At 55.8% G+C, this 15,085-nt stretch carries 14 protein-coding genes and 1 pseudogene; 3 read left to right on the top strand and 12 right to left on the bottom strand.

The window, feature by feature from the left end:
- Positions 1-92: 92 nt before the first annotated feature.
- Positions 93-632 carry a DUF2058 domain-containing protein gene (locus tag ACVWZ0_RS05530; protein ID WP_253455173.1) on the top strand — a complete coding sequence of 180 codons (540 nt, stop codon included), beginning with the start codon at positions 93-95 and terminating at the stop codon, positions 630-632.
- Between the two features lie 71 nt (positions 633-703).
- Here the strand turns inward: ACVWZ0_RS05530 and ACVWZ0_RS05525 are convergent.
- Positions 704-1,403, bottom strand: a pseudogene (locus ACVWZ0_RS05525) (RluA family pseudouridine synthase).
- 249 nt (positions 1,404-1,652) lie between these two features.
- Here ACVWZ0_RS05525 and ACVWZ0_RS05520 point away from each other — a divergent pair.
- A complete protein-coding gene (locus ACVWZ0_RS05520) occupies positions 1,653-2,135 on the top strand; it encodes a cold-shock protein (protein ID WP_125289108.1) in 483 nt (160 codons plus the stop codon).
- Between the two features lie 125 nt (positions 2,136-2,260).
- Here ACVWZ0_RS05520 and mtnK read toward each other — a convergent pair whose 3' ends face one another.
- Entirely contained in the window at positions 2,261-3,460 is a 1,200-nt protein-coding gene (mtnK, locus tag ACVWZ0_RS05515; protein WP_253455176.1) for an S-methyl-5-thioribose kinase, read from the bottom strand.
- Positions 3,461-3,584: 124 nt separating this feature from the next.
- Here mtnK and mtnA point away from each other — a divergent pair, with 124 nt between their 5' ends.
- A complete protein-coding gene (mtnA, locus tag ACVWZ0_RS05510) occupies positions 3,585-4,610 on the top strand; it encodes an S-methyl-5-thioribose-1-phosphate isomerase (protein WP_253455178.1) in 1,026 nt (341 codons plus the stop codon).
- Between the two features lie 255 nt (positions 4,611-4,865).
- Here the strand turns inward: mtnA and ACVWZ0_RS05505 are convergent, their stop codons facing one another.
- The 10 genes from ACVWZ0_RS05505 to skp all read right to left on the bottom strand — a co-directional run bounded on the left by ACVWZ0_RS05505 (position 4,866) and on the right by skp (position 15,051).
- On the bottom strand, positions 4,866-5,306 hold the full coding sequence (locus tag ACVWZ0_RS05505) for a hypothetical protein (protein WP_253455179.1): 441 nt from the start codon (positions 5,304-5,306) through the stop codon (positions 4,866-4,868).
- Between the two features lie 31 nt (positions 5,307-5,337).
- The gene (locus tag ACVWZ0_RS05500; protein ID WP_253455180.1) at positions 5,338-5,514 is read right to left on the bottom strand and encodes a hypothetical protein; all 177 of its coding nucleotides are present in this window, start codon (positions 5,512-5,514) and stop codon (positions 5,338-5,340) included.
- Positions 5,515-5,877: 363 nt separating this feature from the next.
- On the bottom strand, positions 5,878-6,837 hold the full coding sequence (gene accA / locus ACVWZ0_RS05495; protein WP_125289105.1) for an acetyl-CoA carboxylase carboxyl transferase subunit alpha: 960 nt from the start codon (positions 6,835-6,837) through the stop codon (positions 5,878-5,880).
- Positions 6,838-6,849: 12 nt separating this feature from the next.
- Entirely contained in the window at positions 6,850-10,332 is a 3,483-nt protein-coding gene (gene dnaE, locus ACVWZ0_RS05490; RefSeq protein ID WP_253455181.1) for a DNA polymerase III subunit alpha, read from the bottom strand.
- Positions 10,333-10,354: 22 nt separating this feature from the next.
- A complete protein-coding gene (gene rnhB / locus ACVWZ0_RS05485) occupies positions 10,355-10,966 on the bottom strand; it encodes a ribonuclease HII (RefSeq protein WP_253455182.1) in 612 nt (203 codons plus the stop codon).
- A complete protein-coding gene (gene lpxB, locus ACVWZ0_RS05480; RefSeq protein ID WP_253455183.1) occupies positions 10,966-12,105 on the bottom strand; it encodes a lipid-A-disaccharide synthase in 1,140 nt (379 codons plus the stop codon). The genes rnhB and lpxB overlap by 1 nt, the downstream gene beginning before the upstream one ends.
- Positions 12,106-12,108: 3 nt before the next feature.
- Positions 12,109-12,897 (bottom strand): acyl-ACP--UDP-N-acetylglucosamine O-acyltransferase, encoded by a 789-nt coding sequence (lpxA, locus tag ACVWZ0_RS05475; protein WP_253455184.1) that lies wholly within the window; start codon positions 12,895-12,897, stop codon positions 12,109-12,111.
- A 3-nt stretch (positions 12,898-12,900) separates the two neighbouring features.
- Positions 12,901-13,356 carry a 3-hydroxyacyl-ACP dehydratase FabZ gene (fabZ, locus tag ACVWZ0_RS05470; RefSeq protein WP_024965665.1) on the bottom strand — a complete coding sequence of 152 codons (456 nt, stop codon included), beginning with the start codon at positions 13,354-13,356 and terminating at the stop codon, positions 12,901-12,903.
- Between the two features lie 171 nt (positions 13,357-13,527).
- Entirely contained in the window at positions 13,528-14,550 is a 1,023-nt protein-coding gene (lpxD, locus tag ACVWZ0_RS05465; protein ID WP_253455185.1) for a UDP-3-O-(3-hydroxymyristoyl)glucosamine N-acyltransferase, read from the bottom strand.
- A gap of 3 nt (positions 14,551-14,553) precedes the next feature.
- Positions 14,554-15,051, bottom strand: coding sequence for a molecular chaperone Skp (gene skp / locus ACVWZ0_RS05460; protein ID WP_125289099.1), 498 nt, complete (start codon positions 15,049-15,051; stop codon positions 14,554-14,556).
- Positions 15,052-15,085 lie beyond the last annotated feature (34 nt).

The following is a 15,085-nucleotide window of genomic DNA, read 5'->3' as shown; positions in this document are numbered from 1 at the left end:
TCCGGCAATGCCATACCGCACGGTGAAACGCGGTACAGCCTTAAAAATTACAGGTATAATCCCTGAATTATTCAACAGCCTCAGAAACGAAAATGACAAAACTTACCTTACAAGAGCAGATGCTGAAAGCTGGATTAGTGACCAGCAAAAAAATGGATAAGGTCCAGAGAACGGCTAAAAAATCACGGGTTCAGGCTCGCGAGGCAAGAGCGGCCGTGGAAGAAAATAAAAAAGCCCAGCTTGAGCGCGATAAGCAGCTAAACGAGCAGCAGAAACAGGCGGCTTTATCCAAAGAGTATAAGGCTCAGGTGAAGCAGCTGATTGAAATGAACAGGATCGTTGTTGCAAGAGGCAATATTGATTTTAACTTCACGGATAACAATCTTATTAAGAAAATTACCGTGGATAAGCTTACTCAGGCGCAGCTGACAAGCGGTCGCCTCGCCATCGCTCGTCTCACGAGTGATAACGGCGGCGAGCACCAGTACGCTATTATCCCCGCGAGCGTAGCCGATAAAATTGCGCAGCGGGATGCGAGCAGCATCTTATTAAACAGCACCCTGAGTCAGGAAGAGCAGGATGAAGAAGATCCGTATGCCGACTTTAAAGTGCCTGACGATCTGATGTGGTAATAAACGCCTGCGGCCTGGGGTTATCTGACCTCATCCAGCCGCTCTTGCGTGAGTTCCGGACGGGGTCGCTTTCAGAACGGGCTGGCATGACGGGTTTCTATCCGCTGCTGGCTAACGGGATGAACGAAATGCAGTTCGCTGGCGTGCAGCATCATGCGCGGCGTTCGTTCGGTGCCTGGCAGCAGGCGTCCGCCATAAAGATCGCATCCCCAGATAGGGTGGCCCAGCAGCTGGCAGTGAATGCGGAGTTGATGGGTGCGCCCGGTTTCCGGCGTCAGCTGTACTCGCGTCAGCGGCAGCGACGTTCCGTTTTCCAGCTCATGATAAAAACGCTCAACGACCCGATAGCCGGAGCGAGCGGGCTTGCCGTGGGTGGCGCAAATTGACATCAGCGGGAACAGCGCCGGATCTTTGGCAATCGCGGCGTCTATCACCCCTTCGTCATCATCGGCATGTCCACAAAGCAGCGCGCTGTACACCTTGGTTACGGCGCGCTGGCTGAACTGCTGGCAGAGAGCGGCATTGATCGCCTTAGTGCGCGCAACCACCATCAGCCCGGAAGTGCCGAAATCCAGACGGTGAACCAGGGTGCAGCCGGGAAATAGCTTTACCAGCCGATGATGCACCGAATCCAGATTCTGCGGGTTTTTCCCCGAGAGGCTCAGCAACCCGGCGCGGTTTAGCGATCAGCAGCAGATACTCGTCCTGATAAAGGATAGCTATTTCGTCATGGCACGGCGGAGCAATAAAGGTGTCGGGGATCACAGGCATCGGGTTACCGCACGGAGAGTGGCTGCGGATGATAACGAATTTTCAGCCCGCTGACGAATCTGTCTGCGCCCCGTGCTTAGCTTTCTCTCCGTCACGCCAATACTTCCCTCACCCTCGCCGCGCTTTTGTCGGCCTCGCATAGCCGAAAATTATCGTCCAGACTTAAAGTAAAGGCGTAGTCTGCGCGGGCATTGTGCTTTACACTGCGCGCTGCAAAAACTGAGTAGATAATCGATTAAGTAGGCGGTAATGGCGATGAACGGAACGATCACAACCTGGTTTAAAGATAAAGGCTTCGGATTTATCAAAGATGAAAACGGCGATAACCGTTATTTTCATGTGATTAAGGTCGCCAACCCAGACCTGATTAAAAAAGATGCGGCGGTAACTTTCGAGCCTACCACCAACAGCAAAGGGCTGTCAGCCTATGCGGTGAAAGTCGTCCCGGAAAGCAAATACATCTATATTGCAGGCGAGCGCCTGAAGCTCACCGCCATTAAAAATTACGTGGTGTTCAGCGAAGAAGTGCCGGTCGATGCCCGTATTGATAAAGAAAATCCGGTGCTTTCCGTGGGCGTATTGATGAGCAGCATCCGGCCGAAATCATCGGTTAAGCCAGGAGAAATGCGTACGCTGAAAAAACTGGCGATCACCACCTTCCAGGGCACCACGCTGATCTTCTCGGAAGATGAAATTGATATTGATGCGACGGTGAAACTGCTCAAGATGTAAATTAAGCCAAAATCCCGCAGCGTTAGCGGGATCCCCGCCCCGCTGGCCGGCCCGAATGTTCAGTACAGGGCGCGGCTGGCGGGTTGGCACCATTTTATCGGGCCGAAACCGCCTTGCGTAACGCCTCAGCCGTTCTGGCGCACTCGCGCTATCAGCGCATCAATGTTTTCGACATGGTCGGCGGCCAGAATGAGCGTTCTGCCCAGCGTTATCGCCTGACGGACGCATTCCGCTTTCATCACTTCATCCTGAATCGTTTTGATATCGGCAACCTGCGACATGCCCACGGTACGACGGATCAGCTCTGTGCCGCAGTAGCCCAGCGTATCGCGCCAGACTTTTGCCAAAAATTCGGCGGCATACCCCGGATAAGCCAGCGCGCGATCCCGCGTTTTTTCGGCAGCCAGCGCCAGGAAACCTTCGGCAAAGCTCTGCCAGGTTGTACGCACGTCGTCCAGGCGCTTTTCCCGCGCGTCGGCCGCTTCACGCGGCGCCAGCAGGCCGGGCAGCGCGCAGTAGTTGATTAGTAAATTACCTAATGCACTGCCAACGTCAAAACCCATCGGGCCGTAAAAGCCAAATTCCGCATCGATCACTTTCAGGCTGTTTTCCGCGACGAAGATCGACCCGCTGTGCACATCGCCGTGCAGCAGCGCTTCCGCATTCGACAGAAAACGATGCTTCAGCCCGGCAACCTTCTGGCGCAGCTCGTCATCGGTACGCAGCTGAGCGACCAGCGACTCCAGCGCGCGCGGATAGCCGTTGCGCTCATGCACTTCATACGGCTCGTTAAAGAAGAGCTCTTCGGTGATATCGCACAGCTCCGGGTTGGTAAAACGGGTAACGTCCGCTTTTTTCTGATACGGATGCTGATAAAAGTCGGAGGTATGGAACAGCGTCTGCGCCAGATATTCGCCCAGCTGCGCGGCGGCCTGCGGATAATCAATGCCTTTCACCTGCTCACCGCGCCAGATAGCGTGGCTGGAAAGATCTTCCATCACCATTACCGCCAGCGCCGGATCGTAATGCAGAATTTTTACCGTATGCGCCGGACAAAACTGGCCGTGGATTTGCAGCACTTCTGCCTCAATGCGCGCGCGATCGAGCGTCAACGGCCAGGATTCCCCCACGCAACGGACATAGGGGAGCGCCTGCTTAACGACGATGCGGCTGACGTCGTCACGATCGAAGATTTTAAAAACAAGGTTAAGATTACCGTCGCCAATTTCCTGCGAACTGACCAGGCTTTGTGGGTCGGCAATGCCGCCAAATTCACGGGCATATTCCACCGCATCAGCTGCGGTGAACGTACGGTATTGCGACATTAACTCCCCCTCCACGTTTTAACTTGTCTGCTGCCTTCTTTACCTCAAGCCGTTCAGACGTCTATACATCCGTCAGGCATGTTGGCACAATATGACCTGACTACGCAACCAGGATTTAACCTTCATGCAGACACTAAGCACAACCAGCTTACAAGTTCGTGACAACCAGCTGTGGATCCTTGACCAGCAGGCGCTGCCGCAAAAGAAGATTTGGTGTCCAACGCCCGATGTGGCGGCGCTGGTCGAACATATTAAAACGCTGCGTGTACGCGGCGCGCCGCTGATTGGCCTTTCCGCCAGCCTGCTGCTGGCCCTGCTGGCGGAAAACGGTATGCCTAAACCGGCGCTGAGTGATGCGCTGGAAGTGCTGCGCGCCTCCCGCCCTACCGCCGTTAACCTGATGAACAATCTGGATCGGATGAAACTGGCACTGGCTCAGGAGCACTTTGTCACCGCGCTGACTTTTGAGGCGCTGCGGCTGGTAGCAGAAGATAAAGCGCTGTGTGACAGCATTGCGGCGGCAGGCGTGAAGCTAATCAAGCCCGGCAGCCGCCTGCTGACCCACTGTAATACCGGCGGTCTGGCGACGGCCGGCGTCGGCACCGCGCTGGGCGTGATTGCGCGCGGCTGGCAGGAAGGCCGGGTGGAAAAGGTCTGGGTAGATGAGACGCGTCCGCTATTACAGGGCGGCCGCCTGACGGCCTGGGAGCTGGGCGAACTGGGCGTGCCCTATCGGCTGATCTGCGACAGCATGGCGGCCAGCCTGATGGCGAAAAAACAGGTCGATGCCATCTGGGTTGGCGCGGATCGTATTGCCGCCAACGGCGACGTGGCGAACAAGATTGGCACCTACAGCCTGGCGGTGCTGGCGCACTACCATAATGTTCCGTTCTACGTGGCTGCACCGCACACCACGCTTGATGCGCACTGCCCGAATGGGGACGCCATCCCGATTGAACAGCGAGCCGCCAGCGAAGTCACGGGCGTGGCGGGCAGTTTCGGCCAGGTGCAATGGGCGCCGGAAGATGCGCAGGTCTATAATCCGGCCTTTGACGTCACGCCAGCGGCGCTGATAAGCGGCTGGGTGCTGGATACGGGCGTAGTCACGCCAGCCCAGGTTGAGGCAGGGGTTTTTCAGGCGGTGGATTGAGAGGCATAAACAAGAGCCTGTACGATGAAAAGTGGCTGGATTGCAAAATCTGTCGTTTCCAGGTTGTGCAACTCAAAGCGCTTTTATTAAAGCGAGGCTCTTTTCTTTTACGAACCTTGCCCTTAACACAAAGGGCTTTATTACCCAAATACAGCCCCAGCTTCACATACAGGAAAATAATACAACATTGAAGCCGTTAATCGCTCAGCGCTGAAGCTTTTCAACCTGTACCGTTAACTTTTAATTATCTGCGGCTTACTCCTCGCAGGAAAAAAACGGATTTTCGCCCCAATCTGAAGCGAGGAAAGGTATGTGCCTCCTTGAATAGCCAATAATAGTTATTTGTGTATCGCTTTTTTTTATATAGTGAATGCATTCATCGGAAGCCATGCCGTTTGGATTAAATCTTAAATCGACAGTCAGCCCTTTGAAGGTTTCTTCATACCACGTTGGGCCACAGTGATAGTGCCAATAATTTTGCTCTTCATAGCCATCTGAACCAGCGATTTTTTCATAATTATCGTTGACCCATGATGGTTTATTCTTTCCTTTCAGAGCGCGGCCTTCACCAATATCTATTGCAAACCTGGCGATTGTCCTTTGTTCGTCAGGAGTCAGATATATCCAGTCAGTTGAAAAAGGCTCATCTAAACTGCCAGGATTGAACTCATCGGAAAGAGTGGCCTGGATTTTCACAAGTCGTCCTTACTTGTTATCGATATAGTGACTACCGCTGCTTGCGATTAGCCGCAGACAGAAAATCCTCTACCGTCATGCCTGGTTTATAGCTGACGCTCTTGCCAGGCGTAGTTTTACCACGGTTAAGAATGGCCTTACCTATTTTATCCCAACACTGATGCGCTTCTTCCTCACGCGCCATACGCTTTAGTTCCTGAACATGCATACTATGCTCCACTCCACCAGATTGCTTTGCGATGGTGTTTTTTAACGACATCGCCAGTGTACGTCTTTTAACCACTTCCGGGCAAAGAGAAACTGTCAGCAATAATGCTAGGCGCCTTCCAAAACTTTAACGTTTTCCCGAGCCAGGTTAATCAGTCCAGATTACGAGCATTCGGGGGATGAGCTCAATTCGTACGGCCCTGAACCAGTTTTGTACCCGCTGTTACGGCAATGCCATCCCGTAATCTGTTAATCTCGCTGGCCCTTTGCTGCGTCCAATAAAAAAGCGGGCCCTGAACGCTCCGCTGCCTTAACTCAGACAACGCATTGTTCAGAACCCGCTCTTTCCGCGATCGGACAGCTATCAGGCGTAGCCGTAGCTCATCAGACGCTGATAGCGACGATCCAGCAGCTCTTCTTTGCTTAGCTCGTCCAGCTCGGCCAAATCGGCCAGCAGCTGTGCCTTCATCGAAGCGCCAATCGCCAGCGGATCGCGGTGCGCGCCGCCCAGCGGCTCCGGGATCACCGAATCGATCAGCTTCAGCTCTTTCAAACGCGGAGCGATAATGCCCATAGCTTCTGCGGCCAGCGGCGCTTTATCCGCGCTTTTCCACAGAATTGACGCACAGCCTTCCGGCGAAATCACCGAGTAGGTGCTGTACTGCAGCATATTCACTTTGTCGCCAACGCCAATCGCCAGCGCGCCGCCGGAGCCGCCCTCACCGATAACGGTACAGATAACCGGAACGGTCAGGCCAGACATCTCACGCAGGTTACGCGCGATAGCCTCAGACTGCCCGCGCTCTTCCGCGCCCACGCCCGGATAAGCGCCCGGCGTATCGATAAAGGTCACGATCGGCATATTAAAACGCTCGGCCATTTCCATCAGGCGCAGCGCCTTACGGTAACCTTCCGGCGCCGGCATGCCAAAGTTACGACGGATCTTCTCTTTGGTCTCACGGCCTTTCTGATGACCGATGATCATCACCGGACGGCCTTCCAGGCGAGCAATGCCGCCGACGATAGCTTTGTCGTCCGCGTAAGCGCGATCGCCAGCCAGCTCGTCGAAATCGGTAAAGACATTACGGACATAGTCCAGCGTATAAGGACGCAAAGGATGACGCGCCAGCTGCGCGATCTGCCATGCACCTAAATCGGAGAAGATTTTCCGGGTCAGCTCGACGCTTTTTTCGCGCAGACGCTGGATCTCTTCATCCAGGTTAATATCCAGTTTTTCATCCTGACGGCCAACCGACTTCAGCGAGTCAATTTTCGCTTCAAGTTCTGCGATTGGCTGTTCGAAATCCAGGTAATTAAGACTCATAATATTCCTGTTTTAGTCAAACTCCAGTTCCACCTGCTCCGACCCGATCAGCGATCGCAGGTCGTTTAATAAACGATCGCTGGGCGATACGCGCCACGCTGCGCCGAAGCGCAACCTCGCCCGCGCATCCTCTCTCTGATAGTAGAGATGAACCGGAATAGTCCCCGAACGATAAGGTTCCAGGGATTGGCGGAGACGGTTTAAAAGCTGGTCATCAATTTGCCTGTCCGTCAGCGAGATAGCAAGCCCGCGAGCATATTTTTCACGGGCTTCATCAATGTCCATCACATCGCGAGCGGTCATTTTAAGCCCGCCGCTGAAGTCATCGAAGCTGACCTGTCCGCTGACGATCAGGATACGGTCTTTTTCCAGCAAATGCTGGAACTTATCAAGTGCATCGGTGAATAACATCACTTCCAGACGACCGGATCGGTCGTCCAGCGTACAAATACCGATACGGTTTCCGCGTTTTGTTACCATTACGCGAGCCGCCACCACCAGACCGACGGCCATGGTCATTTTGCCACGTTCGGTCGGGTGCATGTCTTTCAGGCGCATTCCTCCCACGTAGCGCTCGATCTCTTTCAGATACTGATTAATCGGGTGCCCGGTTAAGTAAAGCCCTAAGGTTTCTCTTTCGCCATCCAGCCTGACCTGTTCTGGCCACGGCGTCACGTCGGCGTAGGATTTTTCAATCTGTTCCGGCTCATCGGCCAGCACGCCGAACATATCCGCCTGGCCAATGGCCTCGGCTTTGGCGTGTTGATCCGCCGCTTTCAGCGCATCGTTCAGCGCGCTCATCAGGGCCGCACGGTGTGGCCCAAGCCGGTCGAACGCGCCGGACATAATCAGCTTTTCCAGCACGCGCCGGTTAAGCTTTTTGGTATCGGTCCGCGCGCAAAGATCGAACAGTTCCCGGAAGTAGCCGTCTTTATTACGCGCTTCCAGAATCGCTTCGATCGGGCCTTCGCCCACGCCTTTGATTGCGCCGATACCATAAACGATTTCGCCATCATCATTCACGTGGAACGGATACAGCCCGGCGTTGATATCCGGCGGCAGGACTTTCAGCCCCATCCGCCAGCATTCGTCCACCAGGCCAACCACCTTCTCGGTGTTATCCATATCGGCCGTCATTACCGCCGCCATAAACTCGGCCGGATAGTGCGCCTTCAGCCACAGCGTCTGGTAGGAAACCAGCGCGTAAGCGGCGGAGTGCGACTTGTTAAAGCCGTAACCGGCGAACTTCTCCACCAGGTCGAAGATTTTTATCGCCAGCTCGCCGTCGATGCCGCGCGCTTTCGCGCCGTCTTCAAAGCCGCCGCGCTGTTTGGCCATTTCGACCGGGTTCTTTTTACCCATCGCACGACGCAGCATATCCGCGCCGCCGAGGCTGTAGCCCGCCAGCACCTGCGCAATCTGCATCACCTGTTCCTGATACAGGATAATGCCATAGGTCGGTTCCAGCACCGGCTTCAGCGACTCATGCTGCCACTGAATGTCAGGATAGGAAATCGCTTCGCGCCCGTGCTTACGGTCGATAAAGTTATCTACCATGCCCGACTGAAGGGGGCCAGGGCGGAACAGCGCCACCAGTGCGATCATATCTTCAAAGCAGTCCGGCTTCAGACGCTTGATCAGATCCTTCATGCCGCGCGATTCAAGCTGGAACACCGCCGTGGTTTCCGAGCGCTGTAGCATATCGAAACTTTTCTTGTCATCAAGCGGAATCGCCGCGATATCGACAGGCGGCTCGCCGTGCTTCTTGCGACGGGCGTTAATCATCGCCAGCGCCCAGTCGATAATGGTCAGCGTACGCAGCCCCAGGAAGTCAAACTTCACCAGACCGGCGTATTCCACGTCGTTCTTGTCGAACTGGGTAACCGGATGGTTGCCGTTTTCGTCGCAGTAGAGCGGCGCAAAGTCGGTGATTTGCGTAGGCGCAATCACCACGCCACCCGCATGTTTACCGGCGTTACGCGTGACGCCTTCCAGCTTGCGCGCCATATCGATCAGCGCTTTGACTTCCTCGTCCGCCTCGTAAATTTCCGGCAGCTGCGGCTCGGCCGCAAAAGCTTTTTCCAGCGTCATGCCCGGATCGGGCGGCACCAGTTTAGAGATACGATCGACGAAGCCGTAAGGATGCCCCAGCACGCGGCCCACGTCGCGGATCACCGCTTTCGCCGCCATCGTACCAAAGGTGATAATCTGCGAAACCGCCTTGCGGCCGTACATTTCGGCCACGTGCTCAATGACCAGATCGCGTTTTTCCATGCAGAAGTCGACGTCAAAGTCGGGCATGGAAACACGTTCCGGGTTAAGGAAGCGTTCGAACAGCAGGTCGAATTCCAGCGGATCGAGGTCGGTGATTTTCAGCGCATAGGCCACCAGCGAACCGGCGCCGGAACCACGGCCCGGCCCGACCGGCACGTTGTTATCCTTCGACCACTGGATAAACTCCATCACGATCAGGAAGTAGCCGGGGAAACCCATCTGGTTGATAACGTTCAGCTCGATTTCGAGGCGCTCGTCATATGCCGGCCTTTTTTGCGCGCGCACTTCCGGGTCCGGGAACAGAAACTCCAGCCGCTCTTCCAGCCCCTCTTTCGATTTCATCACCAGGAAATCTTCGGTGGACATATCGCCGGTCGGGAACTGCGGCAGGAAGTATTCGCCCAGGCGAATAGTCACGTTACAACGCTTAGCAATTTCCACGCTGTTCGCCAGCGCTTCCGGGATGTCCGAGAACAGCTCGCACATCTCATCAACGCTGCGCAAATATTGCTGAGGACTGTAGAGGCGTGGCCGTTTGGGATCGTCCAGCGTGAAGCCGTCGTGGATGGCTACGCGGATTTCATGCGCGTCAAAATCGTCCTCTTCCAGGAAGCAGACTTCATTGGTCGCCACAACCGGAATACCTTCGGCCGTGGCCAGCTCAACGGCGGCGTGCAGCCAGGACTCTTCGTCAGGCCGACCGGTGCGGATCAGCTCCAGATAGTAACGATTGGGGAAATATTGCTTGTAGAACGCCAGGCATTCGGCCACCTGCGTCTGGTTGCCGCGCAGCTGCATTTTGCCAACGTCGCCCCGACGACCGCCGGAAAGCAGGATCAGGCCTTCGTTCAGCTCAATCAGCCAGTCGCGATCGATGGTCGGGCCGGCCGCGCCATAGCCGCGCTGATAGGCGCGTGAAATCAGCAGGGTAAGATTCTGGTAGCCGGTATTGGTCGCGGCCAGCACGGTCAGCTGCGACAGCTCTTCGCCCATCGCCTCGCTGGCAACGTTAAAGTCCGCGCCGATAATCGGCTTCATGCCCTGACCGTGTGCCGTGCCATAAAACTTCACCAGCCCGCAAAGGTTGGTGAAGTCCGTAATGGCTATGGCGGGCATACCCATCGCCGCCGCTTTTTTCACCAGCGGGGCAGTCTTGGCTAATCCATCCACCATGGAGTAGTCGCTGTGTACGCGTAAATGAACAAAACGAGGTTCGGCCATCTTTAATCCTGCTGAAAACTTATTATCGGGCCGCAGCGAGCACTTCGGCATCCAGCAGCGCATTGCGCACCGGCGCGAAGCTGCGGCGATGATGTGGCGTAGCGCCGTGCAGCGCCAGCCGCTCCATATGCAGCGCCGTTGGGTAGCCCTTATGCTGGGCGAAGCCATACTGCGGGAACAGGAGATCCAGCTCGGCCATTTCTTTATCGCGCGTCACTTTGGCGATAATCGACGCGGCGCTGATTTCCGCCACCAGGCTGTCGCCTTTGACCACCGCCTGCGCGGGCATCGGCAGCGCCGGACAGCGGTTGCCGTCGATCAGCACGAAATCCGGCACGATCGCCAGGCCCGCCACGGCGCGCTGCATCGCCAGCATGGTGGCGTGCAGAATATTCAGCTGGTCGATTTCTTCCGGTTCCGCGCGGCCCAGGCTCCAGCTTAACGCCTTCTCTTTGATCTCATCGAACAGCGCCAGACGGCGTTTTTCCGACAGCTTCTTCGAGTCGGCCAGGCCAACGATCGGTTTTGCCGGGTCAAGGATAACCGCAGCGGTCACGACCGCGCCGACTAACGGGCCGCGGCCTACTTCATCCACGCCAGCAATCAGGCTGGCCTGGGGATAGATAAAACTCATTAACACAGCTCCAGTACGGCGGCGGCGGCCTGCTCGTCGGCATTCCAGCGAATTTGGTGATGCAGTTCGGTAAAGGTCGCCAGCAGGCGATCGCGGGTTTCGCCCTGCGCCAGCAGCGGTTCCAGCGCGGCCGCCAGCTGTGCCGGCTGGCACTCATCCTGCAACAGCTCTTTCACCAGCTCGCGGCCGGCTAACAGATTTGGCAGCGAGACGTAGTCGGTTTTCACCAGGCGCTTCGCCAGCCAGAAGGTAAAAGGCTTCATGCGGTAGCCTACCACCATCGGGCATTTCGCCAGCATACACTCCAGCGCGGCCGTGCCGGAAGCGAGCAGCGCCGCATCGCTGGCGATCATCGCCTGACGGCCTTTGCCATCCAGCAGATGCATTGGCAAATCGGGCGCGACTTCCGCTTTTATCTTTTCGAACTGCTCGCGACGCCGTGGATTCACTAGCGGCACCACGATTTCAAGATTGGGCCATTTGGCGCGCAGCAGCTCTGCAGTGCGCAAAAAATCGGCGCTGAGCATTTCTACTTCCGCATTGCGGCTGCCCGGCAGCAGCGCCAGGCAGGGCACCCCTTCCGCAATACCCAGCTCCAGCCGCGCGGCGCGCTTGTCCGGCTCGATCGGCATCGCATCGGCCATTGTATGACCAATAAAGCGACAGGGAACGTTATAGCGATCGTAAAAGGCTTTTTCAAACGGTAAAAACGCCAGCACCAGATCGGTCGAGCGACCAATTTTGAAGACGCGCTTCTGTCGCCACGCCCATACGGACGGACTAACGTAGTGGATGGTGCGGATCCCGCGCTGCTTCAGGCGCCCTTCCAGCGTAATGTTAAAGTCCGGCGCATCGATGCCGACAAAAACGTCTGGTTTAAGCTCGCTGAAGCGCTGCGTCAGATCGCGGCGGATCTTCAGCAGGCGCGGCAGGCGTTCCAGCACTTCCACGACGCCCATCACCGCCAGCTCTTCCATCTCGTACCAGGCTTCGCAGCCTTCAGCCTGCATCAGCGGCCCGGCTACGCCGACAAAGCGCGTATCCGGGTGCTTGCTCTTCAGGGCACGGATCAGACCGGCACCAAGAATATCGCCGGAGGTTTCTCCGGCGACGAGGGCTATCGTTAATGGCTGAGGCATGGCTTAACGGATCAAACCCCGGGTAGAACGGGCGAAGAAATCGAAGAACGGCTGCACTTCAGGATGCTCGCGAGCGATGTCGGCGATTTCCGGCTTCGCTTCGTCCAGCGTTTTACCGCTGCGGTAAAGTACCTTATAGGCGTTGCGGATCGCGTGCAGTGCTTCTTTACTGAAGCCGCGACGCTGCAGGCCTACCAGGTTGATGCCGAACGGCGTGGCGTGGTTGCCCTGCGCGATCACGAAAGGCGGAACGTCCTGGGCAACGCCGGAACAGCCGCCGACCATCACGTGCGCGCCGATGATGCAGAATTGATGAACGGCTGTCATCCCGCCAATAATGGCAAAGTCATCCACGGTGACGTGACCGCCAAGCGTAGCGTTATTAGCGAGAATGCAGCGATCGCCAATTACGCAGTCGTGCGCAACGTGCACGTTAACCATCAGCAGGTTATCGCTGCCGACTTTGGTCAGGCCGTCCGCCTGCGAGGTGCCGCGATGGATGGTGACGCTTTCGCGGATGCTGTTGCGATCGCCAACTTCCACGCGGGTCGGTTCGCCAGCATACTTCAGATCCTGGTTGACCTCGCCGATGGACGCAAACTGGTAAATCGTGTTGTCTTTACCAATCTTCGTATGCCCATTGACCACCACGTGCGATTTCAGCACGGTGCCTTCGCCAATCTCAACGTTAGCGCCGATAAAGCAAAACGGGCCAATATGCACGCGAGCGCCAATGACGGCGCCCTCTTCAATCACTGAACTGGGGTGGATAACAGCAGTTTCATCAATCACGAATTACGCCTCCCGGCTGCGCGCACACATCATGGTTGCTTCGCAGACAATTTTACCGTCAACGGTCGCCACGCCTTTAAAGCGGGTCAGACCACGGCGGGTTTTCTCGAAGGTGACTTCCATAATCATCTGATCGCCTGGTACGACCGGACGCTTGAAGCGAGCTTCATCGATGCCGGCAAAATAGTACAGCTCGCCCGGCTCAAGTTTGCCCACGCTTTTAAACGCCAGAATACCGGTCGCCTGCGCCATGGCTTCTAAAATCAGCACGCCTGGAAAAATCGGTTTACCAGGGAAATGGCCCTGGAAAAACGGTTCGTTGACCGATACGTTTTTTACCGCACGCAGAAACTTATGTTCCTCAAATTCCAATACGCGATCGACCAGCAGAAACGGATAGCGGTGCGGCAGCAGTTCAATAATCTCTTCAATTTTCAGAGTATGAGTTTCAGTAGTCAAAATACTCTTCCTGTCCTAAAAATTCTGATGGCATCAATAACACGGCCTGCAACGAGAGCATCGTCCGCAGGCCGCAAATCAGTTTCCGTGCACCAGCCTTCCATGCTTAGCATTCTTTTTATATTCCACAAGGTGCAGCGGAATAGTGAAGGCGGTTCAACAACCAGACGCTCATTCCGCGCTGACTTTACGCTCAACAGCTTTTAAGCGCTTGCTCATCTCATCGATGTTCATGACCAGCGCGGCGGTTTTACGCCAGTTTTTATTCGGTTGCAGCGGGATCCCGGACGAGTATACCCCAGGTTGGGTGATTGGTCGCATAACCATTCCCATCCCCGTGACCGTCACTTTGTCACAAATTTCCATGTGGCCGTTGATCACGCTGGCGCCGCCAATCATGCAGTAGCGGCCGATTTTCAGGCTGCCCGCCATGATTACGCCGCCTGCTACCGCGGTATTGTCGCCAATCACCACGTTGTGTGCAATCTGGCACTGGTTGTCAATGATAACACCATTCCCAATCTGAGTGTTATCCAACGCGCCGCGATCGATAGTGGTACAGGCGCCGATTTCAACGCGATCGCCAATAATGACCGTACCCAGCTGCGGGATTTTCACCCAGTTGCCGCGATCGTTCGCGTAACCAAAGCCGTCCGCGCCAATAACGGTGCCGGACTGGATCAGGCAATTTTCGCCGATCTGTACTTCGTGATAGACGGAAACGTTGGCCCACAGGCGCGTACCCGCGCCAATACGGGTGTTTTTACCGATAAAGCAGCCGGCGCCAATCACCACGTTATCGCCCAGCTCTACGCCGGATTCGATAACGGCGTTCGCGCCGACGGAAACATTTTTACCCAGCTTCGCCGTAGCGTCGATAACTGCGCCTGGCGCAATATTCGTCGCTGGCTGCGGCGTGGTGTCCAGAATCTGCGCCATACGCGCATAGGTCAGGTAGGGGTCTTTCACCACCAGAGCGGCGCTCTGGCAAAATTCTACGTCCGCCGCCTGCAGCACCACGGCGGAAGCCTTACAGGCTGCCAGCTGTTCGCGATAGCGGCTGTTGGCAAGAAAGGTGATTTGACCGGATTGGGCGGATTGCATAGAAGCAATGCCGGAGATGACGATATCGCCATCTCCGTGCAAATCTGCATCCAACTGCTGGGCTAAATCAGCCAGTCGAATTGAAGACATTGATTATTTAACCTGTTTCAGAACATCAGCAGTGATGTCTTTGGATGAGCTGGCGTAAGCCACGGCGTTGGCATCGACCACGACGTCGTAACCTTCGTCAGCCGCGACTTTTTTCACTGCATCCTGAATACGGCTCAGGATTTTGTTACGCTCTTCTGCCTGACGGCGACGGTTATCCTGCTCGAAAGCCTGGGCTTTGCTGGAGAAGGTTTCACGCTGCGCCATCACGTCTTTTTCCAGACGGCTGCGCTCGCTTGCTTTCATGGTAGAACCGTCACGCTGCAGACGCTGCATTTTGGTTTGCAGATCGCGTTCCATTCCCTGCAGTTCAGTCGCACGGCCTTTAAACTCATTTTCAAGCTGTTTCGCAACTGTCGCACGCGCCGGTAACTGTTGGAAAATGCTGGAAACGTTTACCACTGCAATCTTGTCAGCGGCCTGAGCGCCGGCGGAAACCGCCAGAGCGAGAGAGAGGCCTGCGGCACACAACAACTTTTTCACTATAAACTCCTTACCATCAACGTTTGTGTCCAGG

It is taken from the genome of Erwinia sp. TECH1, from assembly GCF_054057575.1.
The sequence above is the reverse complement of the archived record's forward strand: the minus strand, read 5'-3'. Positions and strand labels throughout refer to the sequence as shown.

Coding starts and splice junctions, on each gene's coding strand:
- dnaE (WP_253455181.1), bottom strand. CDS start 10,332: ATGGCCGAACCTCGTTTTGTTCATTTACGCGTACACAGCGACTACTCC.
- lpxB (WP_253455183.1), bottom strand. CDS start 12,105: ATGCCTCAGCCATTAACGATAGCCCTCGTCGCCGGAGAAACCTCCGGC.
- lpxD (WP_253455185.1), bottom strand. CDS start 14,550: ATGTCTTCAATTCGACTGGCTGATTTAGCCCAGCAGTTGGATGCAGAT.
- mtnA (WP_253455178.1), top strand. CDS start 3,585: ATGCAGACACTAAGCACAACCAGCTTACAAGTTCGTGACAACCAGCTG.
- rnhB (WP_253455182.1), bottom strand. CDS start 10,966: ATGAGTTTTATCTATCCCCAGGCCAGCCTGATTGCTGGCGTGGATGAA.
- mtnK (WP_253455176.1), bottom strand. CDS start 3,460: ATGTCGCAATACCGTACGTTCACCGCAGCTGATGCGGTGGAATATGCC.
- ACVWZ0_RS05530 (WP_253455173.1), top strand. CDS start 93: ATGACAAAACTTACCTTACAAGAGCAGATGCTGAAAGCTGGATTAGTG.
- ACVWZ0_RS05520 (WP_125289108.1), top strand. CDS start 1,653: ATGGCGATGAACGGAACGATCACAACCTGGTTTAAAGATAAAGGCTTC.
- ACVWZ0_RS05500 (WP_253455180.1), bottom strand. CDS start 5,514: ATGCATGTTCAGGAACTAAAGCGTATGGCGCGTGAGGAAGAAGCGCAT.
- accA (WP_125289105.1), bottom strand. CDS start 6,837: ATGAGTCTTAATTACCTGGATTTCGAACAGCCAATCGCAGAACTTGAA.